Genomic DNA, 16191 nt, shown 5'->3' with positions numbered 1-16191 from the left:
GCCGGATGAGCGCGAACCAAGATGAAGCCACACGCCGCGCGTTTCTGCGCGCGGCGATGGGGCTGACCGCGACCGCCGAGCTCTGGCCCGGCGCGATCGCTCGGGCGATGGAGATCCCAGCCGCCCACCGCACCGGCACGATCATGGACGTCGAGCACGTCGTGATCTTCATGCAGGAGAACCGCTCCTTCGATCACTACTTCGGAACCCTGTCCGGGGTTCGCGGCTTCGCCGACCGCTTTCCCTGGACCTTGCCCGGCGGCGGCGCGGTCTGGCGGCAGCCGGACGGAAAGGGCGGCGCGGCGGCGCCGTTCAGGTTCGACACCAACGGCACCAACTTCCCTGTGATGAAAAGCCTGCATCACGACTGGGCCACCGGCCACGCGGCCTGGAACGAGGGGCGCTACGATAACTGGATCGCGGCCAAGGGCGGCCTCACCATGGGCTACCTGGCGCGGGAGGATATTCCCTATCACTTCGCCCTGGCCGACGCGTTCACGGTCTGCGACGCCTATTTCTCGTCGCTGCAGGGGCCGACCTGTCCAAACCGCCTCTATCTGATGACCGGCTGCGTCGATCACCACGGCAAGGGCGGCGGGCCGGTGATCGCGAACATCGATATCACCCAGAAGCCCGACGGCGTGGTGTTCGGGCCCGGCTGGAAGACCTATGCCGAGCGGTTGCAGGACGCCGGGATCTCGTGGCGCGTCTATCGGCAGGGAACGGACCTAGCCAGTGACGACGACAGCGACGGCGGCATGAACACCCTGATGGCGTTCGAGCGGTTTCACACCGCCAAGCCCTGCGACCCACTGTATCACGCCGGGGCCGAGCCGCGTCGGCTGGAGGCCCTGAAGGCCGACGTCCAGAACAATCGCCTGCCGCAGGTGTCGTGGATCACGCCGCCGCGCATCTTCTGCGAACACCCCAACTGGCCGCCCGCCTACGGCGTGGAATATCTGGCCCGCATCCTGGACGCCCTGACCTCCAACCCGGAGGTCTGGAGCAGGACCGTCTTCCTGGTCATGTATGACGAGAACGACGGCTTCTTCGACCACGTCGTTCCACCGACGCCGCCGCTGAACCGCGAGCAGGGTCTCAGCACCGTGCCGACCCACGACGAGCGCCACCCCGCGACGGGGCAGCCCTATGGCCTGGGCATGCGGGTGCCGATGCTGGTGATCTCGCCCTGGAGCCGTGGGGGCTGGGTCTGCTCGGAGGTGTTTGACCACACCTCGGTCATCCGCTTCCTGGAAGCGCGGTTCGGCGTGCGCGAGCCCAATATCAGCAAATGGCGTCGGACGGTCTGCGGTGACCTGACGGCCGCCTTCGACTTCAAGACGCCGAACGGCGAGCCGCCACGCAAGCTGGCCACGATCAGCGCCGATCTGGCTCTGCCAGACCAGGCGGCGTTCAATGCCTATAAGGCGGTGATCGGCAAGCGGCCCAAGCCCGTGGCGCCGGCGACGCCGCCGGATCCGGTGGTGGAGCCTGGGCCGCGCAATTGGCGGCCGCTGCCCTACAGGCTGGCCGTCGACCTTCGCCAGGCCGAAGGCGGCGTCGAGCTGGATTTCGTCAACGACGGCAAGGCGGGCGCCAGCTTCTACGTGTCCGATCGCCTGGCGCCCGAGGCGCCGCCGCGGCGGTTCACGGTCGGCTCCCGGCGTTCGCTCTCCGATCTGTGGAAGACGACCCAGGGGCGACACGCACTGATCGTGCAGGGCCCCGCGGGCTTCTATCGGGCGTTCGAGTGCGGAGAAGAGGTCGGTTTGGAGGTTCGTCTGCGAGCGTTGGCCAACGGCGGGTTGAAGCTCTATCTCCGCAATCGGGGCGCGGGCCTGTCGGACCTGGAAATTCGCGATCGGTATGGCCTCGCGTCGCAATCCCTGTCGATCCGTTCCGGCGCACGGGTCATTCGGTCCCTGAGCCTTGAGCAAAGCGCCCACTGGTACGATCTCGAGATCAGCGCCGCCGGGCTGAGCTATCGCTTGGCGGGGCACGTCGAGGCGGGGAGGGCCAGTTTCAGCGATCCCGCCTCGTCGCGCTGACGAGCAGCGAGGTCCGCAACCCGCTCTACCCGCCGCCCGCGCCCTCGGTTCCTGGCGGCGTCAGCCGGGCGCGCAGGCGTGTCTCGATCCGATCGAACACGGCCGTCCGCGCCCGCGCCGGCTCAGCGTCGCCGGCGCAGGCGAACCAGATGGCCGAGAGCAAGCGCGACACCACGCTGGCATGTAGAACCAGGTCGCTCTCTGGCAGGCTGAAGATCCGCTCCAGGGTGTCGCGCGTGGTGCCGCCCTGTGAGAAACGGATGACCGCGCCCGAGGCGGCCAGATCCTCGCGCCGGACGGCGGCCAGGAACAGGCGTCGGCGACGCAGGACTGGGCTGGGCGGCGCTCCGGACGCCACGTGGTGGCGCAGAGCCTCGAAATATTGCTCGACCGTCTGAATCTCGTCGACCGAGGGCGGCGGATTGCTCTGGGCGCGCACCTGTTCGGTCATCAACTGCACCTGACCGCGGATCGCGCCGGCGACGAGGTCCTCGATCGAACGGAAGTGGTGGGTGACCGAGCCGGTCGTCACGCCCGCGCGGGTGGCGACGGCGCGGTGGGTCAGTCCTGTCAGGCCTTTTTCCTCCACAACCTCGGCGGCGGCCTTCGCGATGCGCAAGGCTGCTGGCGGCACGGAATTGTACGGACGGGCGCCGGCCGCCTCCGCGGCCAGGGCCGCCGCGCCCCAGGGCGCGCGAGGGGGCGTGTCGAGCCAGATCGAGGCGAAATGCTCGACCATCTCGGTCAGCGCCGCGGCCTCCAGGGCCGGCGACCAGGTCGACAGGTGATAGAGCGCCTCCGACTCGAAGAGGACATGCATCATTCGGCCATCGATCGGATCCAGCTCGAACAGGGCCGCCGTCTCCGTCCAGAAATCCTGCCACAGGCGCGTCCAGGCGGCCGCGGCGCCCTGGCCCGCGTTCGCGGCGAGGGCTTCCTGGTAAACAAGCGCGCGTGAGCGGCCCTGTGAAGTCCACGCCAGGATCACGTGTGTCAGCGCCCACACCGCGCCGTCGGCGGTGCGGGGCAGGGCGGCGATCTCGCGCGTGCGGCTGGCCAGCCAGACGCGGGTCTCTTCGACGCCTTGCTCGAAGACGGTCAGTAACAATCGTTCTATGTTGCCAAAATTGTAGTTGATCGCGCTGGCCGAGGATCCAGCCTGAGCGGCGATCGCGCGCGCCGAGGCGGCGGCGATTCCGCCCTCGGCGATCAGGGCCGCCGCGGCGGCGATCAAGCGCTGTCGTGTATTGTCCTGAGGTTCCAGAACGCTCGCGCTGGCGGATGATCTGGCCGAGGAGGAATAGGGCGGGCGCAAGGGCATGTCGCATATTCCCTGGTCGGACGAGGATCGCAAGCTTGGCTGCTGGATAACGCCCAGCTTCATGGAACTGAAACATAACATTCGTTCTAAGTTCATGTGCGAAGCCTAGATGCCGCCTCGACGCCGACAGTCGTTCGGGCATCCAGGGGACACACCATGAATCGGGGATTTGAGACGTCGGCGTTGCGCGCCGGCCTGCTGGCCGGCGTGGCCGCTCTGGCGCTTTGCGGCGCGGCCCACGCGGCCGAGCTCAGCGCCGCCGCACCCGCCGCCGCGGATAGCGCGGTGAGCCTCGAGGAGGTCGTGGTCACAGCCCAAAAGCGCAAGACCAACCTGCAGGACACTCCGATCGCGATCTCGGCCATGGATAGCGAGGCCCTGAAGGCCCGCCACGTCCAGTCGATCGAGGACCTGGGCGACGGCTCGATCCCGACCCTGCGCGTGGCCCCGTTCTTCTCGCGCAAATCGGCCCTGACGATCGGCATGCGCGGCGTGGGCTCGTCCGGCGACGCCAACCAGCCGGCCCGCGACCAGGCGGTCGGCGTCTATATCAACGGCGTCTATCTGGGTCGTGCTCAGGGCCTGGGCTCGGCGCTGTACGACGTCGAGCGCATCGAGGTGCTGAAGGGACCGCAGGGCACGCTGTTCGGCCGCAACACCGAAGGCGGGGCGATCAGCATCGTCACCAAGGCGCCGACCGGCGTGTTCGGCGCCAGCACGACGCTGGGTTATGGCAACTTCAATTCCTACAAGGCCGAGACCCACATCGACCTGCCCGAGTACAATAACGTCAGCGTCAAGGTCGACGCCTTGCTCAGCAAGCGCGACGGCACGGCGGAGAACCCCACCACCTCGGGCCAGCCGGACTTCAACAGCTACGACAAGCGCGGCTTCCAGATCGAAGCCCTGTGGAAGCCCGTCGACGGCTTCAGCGCCGACTACGCCTTCGACGATTCCTACGACGGCAGCACGCCCTATCTGGTGCAGCTGATCTCGAAGGGCCTCTATCCGACCGCCCCGATCGCGCCGCCGCAGCCCGACCGCGCCAAGGCGGCCACCGTCGGCGTGCCGCTACGCCTCAGCGAGGGCTTCACCTGGGGCCATCGCCTGAGCCTGAACTGGAAGGTCAACGACGCCCTGGAGCTGAAGTCGATCAGCTCTTACCGCAAGCTCAAACAAGGCCAATACGACAACGCCGGGGCGATCCTGGGCGTGTTCGCGCCCAACGCGCCGTTCGCTCGCTACAGCATCGCCAACACCTACCAGAACCAATACAGCCAGGAGTTCCAGGCGATCGGCAAGCTCGACCGTCTCGACTACGTCCTGGGCGCCTTCTACTTCCGCGAGAAGGTCAGCGACAGCGCCCAGACCCCTAACAGCCTGCAGTGGAACGCCACGGGCACGGGCTACAGCGTTCTGTCGCTGAACCTCAACGCGGTGCCCTTCGACCGCTTCAGCCACGTGCGGACCACCAGCTACGGCGTGTTCGGTCAGGCGGTGTGGACGCCGCCGGTGCTGGACGACGCCCTGCATGTCACGCTGGGCGGTCGCCTGACCAAGGACGCCAAGAAGGGCTCGCTGGACGTCGTCAACGGCGCGATCCCCAGCTATGTCGACGCCAACAAGAACACGATCGTTGGCGTCATCCCGCTGGACGAATCGTGGAGCCACTTCGACCCGCTGGTCACCCTGGCCTATGACGTCGCTCCCAGCGTCCACGTCTATGGCCGCTGGAGCACGGGCTATAAGGCCGGCGGCGCCAACTCGCGCTCGCTGACCTACCGCCCGTTCGATCCAGAAGTGGTCAAGATGTACGAGCTTGGCGCCAAGACTGAGTTCTGGGACCGCCGCGCCCGCCTGAACGTCGCGGCCTACAGCGGCGATATCAAGGACGCCCAGGTCGACTTCAACGTCCTGATCCTCAACAACAATCGCGGCACGCTGGAAACCACCAACGCCGCGACGGGCAAGACCAAGGGTTTCGAGGCCGACTTCACCCTGGCGGTGATGGAAGGCCTGACGGTCACGGCCGGCTACGCCTACACCAAGACCACCCTGTCGGACGCCTTCAACCCGTTCATCAACGCCCGCTCGAAGATCTATCCGATCTTCACGCCCAAGAACGCCGCCAGCCTGGCGGTCGACTATGAGCGCCCCGCCTTCGGCGCGACCCTGAGGGCCCACCTGGACGCGGCCTATGCCGACGCCCAGTACGCCAACACGGCCGATCCGACCCTCAGCGACGACTCGATGATCGTGAACGGTCGCCTGGCCCTGACCGACATCCGGGTCAGCGAGGACGGTCCGGCCATGCAGGTCTCGCTGTGGTCGCGCAACCTGCTCAACGAGTCCCACCTGTTCATGCGAGCCTACAACGCCGCCCTGGGGACCTACGGGATCTACAACGAGCCGCGCACCTACGGCGTCGAACTGAACGTCAAGTTCTAAGCGGAGGGATCACCATGGATCGTCGTCTCTTTCTCACCGCGGCCGGCGCTCTGGCGCTGGCCCCGGCCGCCCGCGCCGCCACTGTCCTCGACGCCAAGGCCGCCCGCACTTCGCCGACAGCCGTTCGCCTGGACTGGACCGGCGCTCGGGCGGTTTCGGTCCTGGTCTCCGCCGACCCGGACGCCAGGAAGCCGGCCATGCGCCCGCTGAAGACGGCCGCCGGCGCTTCGGCGGATCTGGACGCCCCGATCTCGCCGCGCCCGTATTTCCTGGTGACGGCGGCCGACGGTCGCCAGACTCGGGTCGCCGAACGCCTGCTGCCGCTGGAAGGCGGCCGCAATTTCCGCGACGTCGGCGGCTGGCGTGTCGCCGACGGCCGCCAGATCAAGTGGGGCAAGATCTATCGTTCGGGCGTGATGAGCGGTCTGACCCTGGCCGACTACGCCTATCTGTCGAAGCTGGGCGTCACCGCGATCTGCGATCTGCGCAGCCCGCAGGAGCGCGCCTCCGAACCGAGCCCGTTCCTGGGCAAGGCCGGCGCGCCGAAGGTCGTGGCCACCGACTACGACATGAGCGCCTCGATGGCCGCCTTGGCGCGAATGACCACGCGCGAGGAGGCCATCCAGGGCTTCGCCGACAGCTACGTGTCGTTCCTCGACATGCTGACGCCGCACTATACCGACCTGTTCGCGCGCCTGGTCGCCAACGAAGGCCCGCTGGCCTTCAACTGCAGCGCGGGCAAGGATCGGACGGGCATGGCCTCGGCCCTGATCCTGTCGGTGCTGGGCGCGCCGCGCGCGACGGTGATCGAGGACTACGCCCTGACCCAGGTCTATACGCCGCCGTCCTACTACATGAAGCAGATGGCGAACGGCGCGGCCAACGCCAGCGTCTCGGCCCAGCAGGCCCAGGCGTTGGCCAAGCTGCCGCCGGAGGTGTTGCAGGTGATCATGGGCTCCGACCCCGAGGTCATGCGTCGGGCCCTGGCGGCGATCGACGCCAGGTTCGGCGGACCGGTCGCCCTGGTGAAGGCGCGCTTCGGCATGACCGATGCGAAGATCGCGATGTTGCGAGCGACCTACCTGGGATAGTCGGCCGGCCAAAGGGCGATCTTCGGTTCGACGCGGCGGATCGCCCTTCATACAGGTGACATAGGCCCCTCTTAAGTCCCGACGGAACGTCGTCAGGATCGCCTCCACATGTCATATCTACGCGACCTGGACCGATGGTTCATCGAGGAGGTGCTGCCGCACGAGGCGACCTACTTGGCCCATGCGCGGCGCTTTTGCGGCAATGCCGACGACGCGGCCGATCTGGTGCAGGACGCCTACGCCAAGCTGTTCGGGCTGGCGAATTGGAGCGGCCTGGCCAGCCCGAAGGCCTATGCGCTGACCATGATCCGCAATCTCGCGATCCAGAAGCTGCGGCGGGCGCGGGTGGTTAGCATCCGACAGATCGCGGGTCTGGACGCCGGCGATCTGGCCGACGAGGCGCCCAACGCCCAACGCCAGACCATTGACCGCGAACAGCTGCGGCGCCTCTTGAAGGCGGTGGAGCGGCTGCCGGACCGCTGCCGCCAGATCGTCGTCATGCGCCGCTTCGAGGACAAGCCGCCGCAGGAGATCGCCCGGCAACTGGGGCTGAGCCTGTCGACCGTGGAAAAGCGCCTGGCGCGGGGCATGTTCCTGCTGTCCCAGGCCATGGACGCCGACGTCCGGGCGGCGGTCGAGACGCCGCCTTCGGCGGCGGCGGGGAACAAGCTCGGACGGCGCGTTCGCGGCGATTGAATAATACCCAGGCGTCAAAGTGGAGGTGCGTCGCGGTTCGCGCGTCTCTAGGGTGAAATCGCGACCGAGACCCTGCCTGTGCCCGATTCCCTTCCGCCACCTCCGATGGACGACGCTCCGGATTCCATCGCCGCCCAGGCCGCCGCCTGGCTGGCGCGACTGGACACGGGCGTGGCGGACGAGGCGGAGTTCGAGCGGTGGCGGAGCGCCGATCCGCGCCACGCGGTGGCGTTCGCCAAGGTCGCGGCCCTGTGGTCTGACCTGGCCCGCGTGGGAAGGGCGGTGGCCGCGCCCGTCGCCGCGCCCGCGCGCGGGCCATCGCGTCGGCGACTGCTGGAGGCCGCCGGGATCGGCGCGGTCGCGATCCTGGGCGGCGGCGTCGCCACGCGCGCCTTCGCCCGCCAGCGCGTCGTCACCGGCGTGGGCCAGCGACTGGACCGCAAGCTGGCCGACGGCGCGGTGATGACCCTGAACACCGACACCGAGGTGCGCTGGCGCGAGGGCCGTGACGGCGTCGAGGTGTGGCTGGAGCGGGGAGAGGTCGGCCTGATCGCCGCCGGCCGGCCCTTCCTGCTGCGCGCGGCGGCCGAGACGGCGCGACTGCGGCCGGGCGGCCGCTACAACGCCCGCATGCGGGGACCCGTCATCGACGTGACGGTGCTGAGCGGTCAGGCCGCCGCGTCTTCCGTCGCCGCGGCGCCGGCCCACAACCTGACCCTGACGGCCAGCGGCGCCCTGACCCGGCCGACCGCCGCGCCCGAGCTGCAGGCCATCGAAGCCTGGCGGCGCGGCGAGGTGGTGTTCGAGGACGAGCCGCTGGCGGCCGCGGTCGAGGAATACAACCGCTACCTGACGCGCAAGCTGATGATCGTCGACCCGCAATTGGCCGCGGTGCGGGTCGGGGGGCGCTTCACCTCGTCGGACCCGGCCGACTTTCTGCAGGCTCTGTCGGCCAGCCTGGGGGTGACCTCTCGCCAGGCCGGCGACGACGTGATCCTGACCCGCGCGAAATAATTTCCGCCGAACTTGGCGGTGGCCGCGCCCCTGAGCGTCTCCCCATCGACCGCGCCGTGGCGCGAGGCTTTCGGGGAATTTCGATGACTTACAGGGACATCAGCTACGCGGCCCTGCTGGCCGCGACGGCCGCCGTCGCCGTTCATGCGCCAGCCTTGGCCCAGGCTCCGGCGGCGACCTTCGACATCCCGGCCGGCGACCTGACCGCGGCGCTCAACGCCTTCGCGCGCCAGGCCGGCGTACAGATCTTCTTCCCCTCGGCCGAACTGGCGGGCCGCAAGGCTCCGGCTATCAAGGGCTCGATGCCGGTCCGCGCCGCGCTGTCGAAGCTGCTGGCCGCTGGGGAGCTGGAGATCGCCGCCGACGACGGCCGCACCATCTCGCTGCGCCCGGCCCGGCGCGACGCCGCCGTGGCCCTGGACGAGATCCTGGTCACGGCCCAGAAGCGCGAGCAGAAGACCATCGACGTGCCGTTCGCCCTGACCGCCTACAGCGGCAAGGCGCTGGAGCGGCTGGGCGTCACCAACTTCCGCGAGCTGTCGACCCACGTGCCTGGCCTGATGGTCGAGGACCAGTCGCCCAACAATCCGATCTTCGTGATGCGCGGCATCACCTCGTCGGGCGGGGACTCGTTCACCGAGCCGCGCGTGTCGGTGTTCCAGGACGGCGTGTCGATCTCCAAGTCGCGCGGCTCTTACATCGAGCTCTATGACAACGCACGGGTCGAGGTGGCCAAGGGGCCGCAGTCGACGCTGTTCGGGCGCGGCGCCCTGATCGGCGCGCTGAACGTGATCCAGAACAAGGCCGGTCCGGACCTCGACTGGTCGGTGGCGGGCGAGGCCGGCAACCTGGGCTACTACCAGCTGGACGGCATGCTGAACCTGCCGCTGTCCGACACGGTGTCGCTGCGCGTGGCGGGGCGGCGCAAGAGCCGTGACGGTTATGAGAAGAACCTCAACCCCAACGCCGACGGCGACCTGAACGCCATCGACACCAACGCCTACCGGGTCGCGCTCGGCTTCAAGCCGAATGACCGCTTCAGCGCCGACCTGATCTACAACCACCAGGACGACAAGACGAACGGCACGGGCTTCAAGTCGATGTATGTCAGCCCGACCGACCCGGCGACGGGCAAGGTGCTGGCGGGCGCGCGGGTGAACGATCCGGTCTGGCTGTCCAAGCCCGCCGACTTCGCGCTCGGCCACCCTCTGGGCGTCGACCAGTACCAGAACGGCGTCATGGCGCTGGTGAAGTACAAGCTCACCGAGGCCCTGACCCTGAACGCGACGACCAGCTACCGCGACATCGACGCGGTCGAGGTCTACGACGCCGACGGCACGTCGCTGCCGCTGTTCACCAACAAGGAGGATGTCGGCGGCACGCAGTTCAGCCAGGAGATGCGCCTGAACTACGACAAGGGGGGCCGCGTCTCGTGGTTCGCCGGGGCCAACTATTACCGCGAGCGCTCCAAGGCCCGGGTCGATGTCCGCTTCGACGAGCGGATGCTGCTGGCCCAGGCGGCGGGGATGCTGAGCGGCGGACCGTTCACCGGCCTGCCCAAGACCACGCCGGCCCCGGCCGCGCTTTTCGACAACACCGCCTTCACCGGCGCGCTGCTGCAGGGTCTGGTCGCCCAGTCCAGCAAGGGCAATCTGGTGCTGACCAGCGCCGAAGCCGCCGCCCTGGCCGCGCGGCTGGACCCGCGCCACGTCGAGACCTCGCGCAACGAGTCCGACCTCGACGCCTATGACCTGTTCGGCGACATGACCTTCCGCCTCACCGACCGCTTCGAGCTGTCGGGCGGCCTGCGCTACAGCCGCGACGAGAAGACCACGATCTGGGGGAGCTCGGTGCAGGGGCGCAGCATCCTGGGCGGCGCCATCGGCGCGGCCGGCCTCGCCGCCACCGGCGCGCCGGCCGGCATCGCCACGGCCCGCGCCCTGATCCAGGGCATGAGCTTCTATGGCGCGACCTTGGACGGTCCGGTTCCGCTGTTCGGGGTGTCGGCTCAGCCCACGGCTCATAATGGCGACTTCACCAGCCGCGACCTGAGCGACGACGGCGTCACCTGGCGCCTGACCGGCCGCTATGCGCTCAGCCCGACCGCCAACCTCTACGCCAGCTATTCGCGCGGCCGCCGGCCGGGGGTGTTGTCGGCCGGGGCCCCGGGCGCGCCGGACGGGACGCCGATCTTCGCCATCGCGCCGGCAGAGACGGCGCAGGCTTATGAGACCGGGATCAAGGCCGACCTCTTGGATCGCCGCCTGCGGATCGACGGCTCGCTCTACTACTACGACTACGACAACTTCCAGACCCGCGAGCAGCGCGGTTCGACCTTCGTGACCACCAATGCCGGCACGGCGCGGGCCTACGGGTTAGAAAGCCAGGCCGACTTCGCGGTGACGCCGAACCTCGACCTGTTCGGCGGCTATGCCTACAACCACGCCCGCTTCACGCGCGGCGCCTATGAGGGCAACCACTTCGCCCGCTCGCCGGACCACATGGTCTCGTTGGGGGCGTCGGTCCGCTGGACGGGCTTGGGCGGCAAGTTCGACTTCCGGCCGACCTACACCTGGCGCTCGAAGATCTTCTTCGCCGACGACAACGACCGGCCCGAGCTGCAGGCCGGCCTGTTGGTTCCCGACGCCGGCCAGGACGAGTTCCAGGACGACTTTGGCCTGCTCAACGCCCGGATCAGCTACGCGCCGGAACGGGGCGACTGGGAAGTGGAGGCCTTCGGCAGCAACCTGACCGACGAGATCTACCGTAAGGGCGCGGGGAGCGCCGGCAAGTCGATTGGCCTGCCGACCAACGTGCTGGGCGAGCCGCGCGTCTATGGCCTGCGCCTGACCATCCACCACTAGGGAAGAGGCCAGATCATGCGACGCCTTCTGCTGTCGGCCGCGGCCTTGTTGGCCTTCGCCGTCCCCGCCATGGCTCAGACGCCGGCCGCCGCGCCCATCGTCATCGGTCACCGGGGCGCCAGCGCCTACCGGCCCGAGCACACCGCCATGTCCTACAAGCTGGCCATCCAGATGGGGGCTGACTTCATCGAGCCGGACCTGGTCATGACCAAGGACGGCGTCCTGGTGGCGCGGCACGAGAACGAGATCGGCCGCACCACTGACGTGGCCAGTCATCCCGAGTTCGCCGACCGCAAGGCCACGCGCACCATCGACGGCGAGACCTTCACCGGCTGGTTCGTCGAGGATTTCACCCTGGCCGAGTTGAAGACCCTGCGATCGCGCGAGCGCCGGCCCGAGGCGCGACCCGGGAGCGCTCGGTACGACGGCCGGGAGTCGGTGTTCACGCTGCAGGAGATCATCGACATCGCCAAGGCCGGCGCCGCGCGCGGCCGGCCGGTGGGCCTCTATGTCGAGCTGAAGAACCCGGACTATTTCCGGCGTATCGGCCTGCCGATGGAGAAGGCGCTGATCGACGTCCTGGCGGCCAACGGCCTCAACACCGCCGACGCGCCGGTGATCATCCAGTCGTTCTTCCCGTCGGCGCTGATCGCCCTGCGCCAGATGACGCCGATCAAGCTGATGTTCCTGGTCAACAGTCAGCCGCCGCCGGCCTCGATCCTGGCCGCCAACCATATCGCCAGATGGTCGGATGTGTGGTCGCCGGACGGCCTGAAGAAGATCGCCGCCTTCGCCGACATTGTCGGGCCCGAGACCCAGATCATCCTGCCGCGCGACGCCGAGGGCCGCAGCCTGCCGCCCAGCGCCTTCGTGGCCGACGCCCACGCGGCGGGGCTGAAAGTCCATGTCTGGAGCGTCAATCCGGAGAATCTGGACCTGCCGGTCGATCTGCGCTGCGGCGATCCGACCAAGCCCGGCTTTGACCACCGGTCCGGCGACGTCCAGGCCGAGGCCCGGCGCCTGTTCGCCCAGGGGATCGACGGGGCGTTCAGCGACGCGCCGGACATGTTGGCCAAGGTGCGGTCCGAGGGGCCGAAGGCATGGGCGGCGGGCCTGGCGTCTGCGCGGTCGTGCCCGTCGGCCAAGGCGGGCTGATTTCTCGACCAGGCGACACTGAAACATGCTCGCGCCCGTCGCCGAAGTCTCTCCGGCCGAGACTTGAAGCCAAATCTGATTGACGTTTCTAGTCAATCGATTAGCTGAGTCCAATCTCGGAGGTTGGATGAAGCATGGCGCGAACGCGAGCTAAGGATGCGGGTCTCGAGCGGCGAGATTCCCGAGCCACTCTGTTTGACGCCACCGCGGCGCTGCTTTCGGAGCGATCCACGATCGAGGTCTCGCTCAGCGAGATCGCGCTGAGATCCGGCCTGAACTCGGCGCTGATCAAGTACTATTTTGGCGGCAAGGAGGGCTTGCTGCTGGCGCTATTGGAGCGCGTGGCCGAGCGATCGATGGCCGATCTGGCCAGCCTGGTCCGCATGGAAATCTCCGCCGAACAGAAGCTGCGCATCCACATCGGCGGCATCATCAACACCTACTACCGATCGCCCTACGTCAACCGTCTGATCAACTACATGATCGTCCGGGGCGACAAGGCGTCCAGCGAACGGGTGGTCAAGATCTTCGTCGAGCCGATGATCGCCGCCTATCGCGCGATCGTCGCTCAGGGCGTCGACGACGGGACGTTCCGGCCGCTCGATCCGGGCATGCTGTATTACAGCGTCGTCGGGGCCTGCGAGCACATCTTCTACGCCGGTTACGCGCTGCCCACCACGCTGGGCCTGTCCGAACTGACCGAGCAGGTTCGTCAGCAATACGTCCAGCACGTCATGGACCTGGTCTTCCATGGCGTCCTGGCGCGCCCCATTCGCAAACCGCTTGACGACAATTAATCGAACAATTAATCGCTCGAATAACGAATAAGACGCGGGAGGAGACGGCCATGGCCGAGGCTTTGATCATCGACGCCGTGCGTACGCCGCGCGGCGTCGGCAAGGTGGGGAAGGGGGCTCTGGCGCACCTGCATCCGCAGCATCTGGCCGCCACGGTCCTCAAGGCCATCGCCGAGCGCAACAAGCTCAACACGGCCGATGTCGACGACGTGATCTGGTCGACCTCGACGCAGAAGGGCAAGCAGGGCGGGGACCTGGGACGCATGGCGGCGCTGGACGCCGGCTATGACGTCAAGGCCTCGGGCATGACGCTGGACCGCTTCTGCGGCGGCGGCATCACCACGGTGAACCTGGCGGCCGCCCAGATCATGAGCGGCATGGAAGACCTGATCGTCGCCGGTGGCGTCGAGATGATGAGCCTGACCGCCGCCATGGCCGCCAAGGAGCAGGCGGCGGGCTTTCCGCCGGGCCTGATGGGATCGGGCAACGAACATCTGGACACGGTGCATCCGCAGTCGCACCAGGGCGTCTGCGGCGACGCCATCGCCTCCATGGAGGGCATCACCCGCGAAGAGCTCGACGCGCTTGGCCTCGAGAGCCAGAAGCGCGCCGCCCGCGCCATCGCCGAGAACCGCTTCGCCAAGTCGATCGTGCCGGTGTTGAACCATGACGGCAGCGTCGCCCTGGACCACGACGAATATCCGCGTCCCGAAACGACCGCCGAGGGGCTGGCCCAGCTGAAGCCGGCCTTCACCGCCATCGCCGACTATCCCTATGACGCGAAGGGCTCGACCTTCCGTGGGCAGATCAATCGCCGCTATCCGGACCTCAAGATCGAGCACGTCCACCACGCCGGCAACTCGTCGGGCGTCGTCGATGGCGCGGCGGCGGTGCTGCTGGCCTCGCAGGCCTACGCCGAGAAGCATGGCCTGAAGGCTCGCGGCCGTGTCGTGGCCATGGCCAATATGGGCGACGACCCGACCCTGATGCTGAACGCGCCGGTTCCGGCCGCTCGCAAGGTGCTGGCCAAGGCGGGTCTCAAGGTCGAGGACATCGATCTCTGGGAGATCAACGAAGCCTTCGCCGTCGTCGCCGAGAAGTTCATCCGCGACCTGGGTCTCGACCGCGCCAAGGTCAACGTCAACGGCGGCGCCATCGCCCTGGGCCATCCGATCGGAGCCACCGGCGCCATGCTGATCGGCACGGTGCTGGACGAGCTGGAACGCACCGGCGGCCGCTATGGCCTGGTCACCATGTGCGCCGCCGGCGGCATGGCCCCGGCCATCATCATCGAACGCATCCAGGGCTGATAGAGAGCTCCGTGATGCTTTGGTCGCCGTCGTCACGGGCGGCGACCGGGCGAGGCTCGAGGCGAGAGACATGAGCAAGATCCAGCGATTGGCCGGCCGCACGGTGCTGATCACCGGCGCGTCTTCGGGCATCGGCGCCCGGTTCGCGCGCGTCGTGGCCGACGAGGGCGCGGCGGTGGTGATCGGGGCGCGGCGCGTCGATCGGCTGGAGGCCCTGCGCGACGAGATCGTGGCGGCGGGCGGGCGGTGTCTGGCCGTGGCTCTGGACGTTGCGGACGAGGCTTCGACGATCGCCGCCTACGACGCCGCCGAAGCCGCCTTCGGGCCGGTCGACAGCGTCGTGGCCAATGCGGGGATCACGGCCGAGGGGCTGGCCGCGGATCTCTCCGTCGAGGATTTCGACCAGGTGTTCGCGGTCAATGTCCGGGGTGTGTTCCTGACCGCCCGTGAAGGCGCGCGGCGAATGCGCAAGGCCGATATCGCCGAGCGCGGCCGCATCGTGCTGGTCTCGTCGATCACCGCCAGGATGGTGACGCCGGGTGTGACCGCCTACAGCGCCTCCAAGGCCGCCGTCAGCCACATGGGCCGCCACCTGGCGCGCGAATGGGCGCGGACGGGGCCCAACGTCAACAACCTCTGCCCCGGCTATATCCGGTCCGAACTGGCGGGCGACTGGTTTGACACCGAGGGCGGCCGCAAGCAGATGAGCAAATGGCCGCGTCGCCGGATCCTGGACGAGGACGCCTTGGACCCCATGCTGGTCTATCTGCTGTCCGACGAGAGCAAGGGCGTGACCGGCGCCGACTTCACCATCGACGACGGCCAATCGCTGTGAACGCCGCGCGCGGCGATCGCCCCGCGCGGCGATCGCCCCGCGGGGCGATAGGGCTCACCGTAACGCCTGCACGGCCGGATCACGGCGTTCAGTCGGGCGACGGACTCGTCGTCGGCCACGCGGCGGAGGCGGCTTGCAGCCCGGCGATGGCCGGTGGCAGCCCCGCGTCGTCGGTGGCGACGCCATCGGCCAGGGCCGCCAACCGTTCGATTTGGGCCTGCTGCTCGCGCAGCGCCTCGGCCAGCGCCGAACGCAAGGCGCGACGCTGCGCGTCGGGCTGATCGCGCAAGAACAGAATGGCGCGGATGGCGGCGACCGGCAGCCCGACCGCCCGAAGCGCGACGATGGCCTTGAGCTGCTCGATGGTCGCGAGGTCGTAGCCCCGGACATTGCGGGCCAGGCGATGAGATCGGATCAAGCCCTGATCCTGGTAGTAGCGCAGCGTACGCGTGGTGACGCCCAGCCCGCGAGCGGCGTCGCCGATGTCGATCAGGCGCTTTGGCGCGTAGGGGTCACGAGCCAGGTAATTCATCAGGCGAACTCCACCAGCACCTCATCGGCCGCGACGGGATCGCCGGACTTGGCGTTGACCGCCTTGACGACGCCGTCGCG

Annotated in this window: 13 protein-coding genes; 10 read left to right on the top strand and 3 right to left on the bottom strand. The window is 68.4% G+C overall.

The genetic code is table 11. The features are described from left to right. Positions 1-5 precede the first annotated feature (5 nt). A complete protein-coding gene (locus AC1RNC_RS24890) occupies positions 6-2048 on the top strand; it encodes a phosphocholine-specific phospholipase C (protein ID WP_492888687.1) in 2043 nt (680 codons plus the stop codon). 25 nt (positions 2049-2073) lie between these two features. On the opposite strand, the gene AC1RNC_RS24885 is transcribed toward AC1RNC_RS24890, so the two are convergent. Beyond that, positions 2074-3282: a TetR/AcrR family transcriptional regulator gene (locus AC1RNC_RS24885; RefSeq protein WP_492888686.1), complete on the bottom strand. Its 1209-nt coding sequence runs from the start codon at positions 3280-3282 to the stop codon at positions 2074-2076. 243 nt (positions 3283-3525) lie between these two features. Here AC1RNC_RS24885 and AC1RNC_RS24880 point away from each other — a divergent pair, with 243 nt between their 5' ends. The 9 genes from AC1RNC_RS24880 (at position 3526) to AC1RNC_RS24840 (ending at position 15579) form a co-directional block, all read left to right on the top strand. Next, entirely contained in the window at positions 3526-5817 is a 2292-nt protein-coding gene (locus AC1RNC_RS24880; RefSeq protein ID WP_492888685.1) for a TonB-dependent receptor, read from the top strand. A 14-nt stretch (positions 5818-5831) separates the two neighbouring features. Continuing rightward, positions 5832-6908, top strand: coding sequence for a tyrosine-protein phosphatase (locus AC1RNC_RS24875; protein WP_492888684.1), 1077 nt, complete (start codon positions 5832-5834; stop codon positions 6906-6908). Positions 6909-7016: 108 nt separating this feature from the next. Further along, positions 7017-7604, top strand: coding sequence for an RNA polymerase sigma factor (locus tag AC1RNC_RS24870; protein ID WP_492888683.1), 588 nt, complete (start codon positions 7017-7019; stop codon positions 7602-7604). 78 nt (positions 7605-7682) lie between these two features. Further along, entirely contained in the window at positions 7683-8618 is a 936-nt protein-coding gene (locus AC1RNC_RS24865; protein WP_492888682.1) for a FecR family protein, read from the top strand. 83 nt (positions 8619-8701) lie between these two features. Continuing rightward, entirely contained in the window at positions 8702-11482 is a 2781-nt protein-coding gene (locus tag AC1RNC_RS24860; RefSeq protein ID WP_492888681.1) for a TonB-dependent receptor, read from the top strand. Positions 11483-11497: 15 nt separating this feature from the next. After that, entirely contained in the window at positions 11498-12637 is a 1140-nt protein-coding gene (locus AC1RNC_RS24855; RefSeq protein WP_492888680.1) for a glycerophosphodiester phosphodiesterase, read from the top strand. A gap of 134 nt (positions 12638-12771) precedes the next feature. Continuing rightward, the gene (locus AC1RNC_RS24850) at positions 12772-13434 is read left to right on the top strand and encodes a TetR family transcriptional regulator (protein ID WP_492888679.1); all 663 of its coding nucleotides are present in this window, start codon (positions 12772-12774) and stop codon (positions 13432-13434) included. A gap of 50 nt (positions 13435-13484) precedes the next feature. Further along, complete coding sequence (locus AC1RNC_RS24845) at positions 13485-14744, top strand: acetyl-CoA C-acetyltransferase (RefSeq protein ID WP_492888678.1); 1260 nt, start codon at positions 13485-13487, stop codon at positions 14742-14744. A gap of 70 nt (positions 14745-14814) precedes the next feature. Next, entirely contained in the window at positions 14815-15579 is a 765-nt protein-coding gene (locus tag AC1RNC_RS24840; protein WP_492839917.1) for an SDR family NAD(P)-dependent oxidoreductase, read from the top strand. Positions 15580-15667: 88 nt separating this feature from the next. On the opposite strand, the gene AC1RNC_RS24835 is transcribed toward AC1RNC_RS24840, so the two are convergent. Beyond that, positions 15668-16111 (bottom strand): MerR family transcriptional regulator, encoded by a 444-nt coding sequence (locus AC1RNC_RS24835; protein ID WP_492839918.1) that lies wholly within the window; start codon positions 16109-16111, stop codon positions 15668-15670. After that, a partial coding sequence (locus tag AC1RNC_RS24830; protein WP_492888725.1) for a hypothetical protein occupies positions 16111-16191 on the bottom strand: 81 nt, incomplete at its 5' end. The genes AC1RNC_RS24835 and AC1RNC_RS24830, both read right to left, overlap by 1 nt.

The sequence above is a fragment of the Caulobacter sp. GW822-FHT01G02 genome, assembly GCF_058802865.1.
Note: the sequence above shows the minus strand (reverse complement) of the source record. Positions and strands in the feature narration are given on the sequence as shown.

Excerpts from the sequence above, each read along its gene's own strand:
- AC1RNC_RS24835 (WP_492839918.1), bottom strand. The coding sequence starts at position 16,111 with ATGAATTACCTGGCTCGTGACCCCTACGCGCCAAAGCGCCTGATCGAC.
- AC1RNC_RS24860 (WP_492888681.1), top strand. The coding sequence starts at position 8,702 with ATGACTTACAGGGACATCAGCTACGCGGCCCTGCTGGCCGCGACGGCC.
- AC1RNC_RS24880 (WP_492888685.1), top strand. The coding sequence starts at position 3,526 with ATGAATCGGGGATTTGAGACGTCGGCGTTGCGCGCCGGCCTGCTGGCC.
- AC1RNC_RS24875 (WP_492888684.1), top strand. The coding sequence starts at position 5,832 with ATGGATCGTCGTCTCTTTCTCACCGCGGCCGGCGCTCTGGCGCTGGCC.
- AC1RNC_RS24870 (WP_492888683.1), top strand. The coding sequence starts at position 7,017 with ATGTCATATCTACGCGACCTGGACCGATGGTTCATCGAGGAGGTGCTG.
- AC1RNC_RS24855 (WP_492888680.1), top strand. The coding sequence starts at position 11,498 with ATGCGACGCCTTCTGCTGTCGGCCGCGGCCTTGTTGGCCTTCGCCGTC.
- AC1RNC_RS24890 (WP_492888687.1), top strand. The coding sequence starts at position 6 with ATGAGCGCGAACCAAGATGAAGCCACACGCCGCGCGTTTCTGCGCGCG.
- AC1RNC_RS24840 (WP_492839917.1), top strand. The coding sequence starts at position 14,815 with ATGAGCAAGATCCAGCGATTGGCCGGCCGCACGGTGCTGATCACCGGC.
- AC1RNC_RS24850 (WP_492888679.1), top strand. The coding sequence starts at position 12,772 with ATGGCGCGAACGCGAGCTAAGGATGCGGGTCTCGAGCGGCGAGATTCC.
- AC1RNC_RS24845 (WP_492888678.1), top strand. The coding sequence starts at position 13,485 with ATGGCCGAGGCTTTGATCATCGACGCCGTGCGTACGCCGCGCGGCGTC.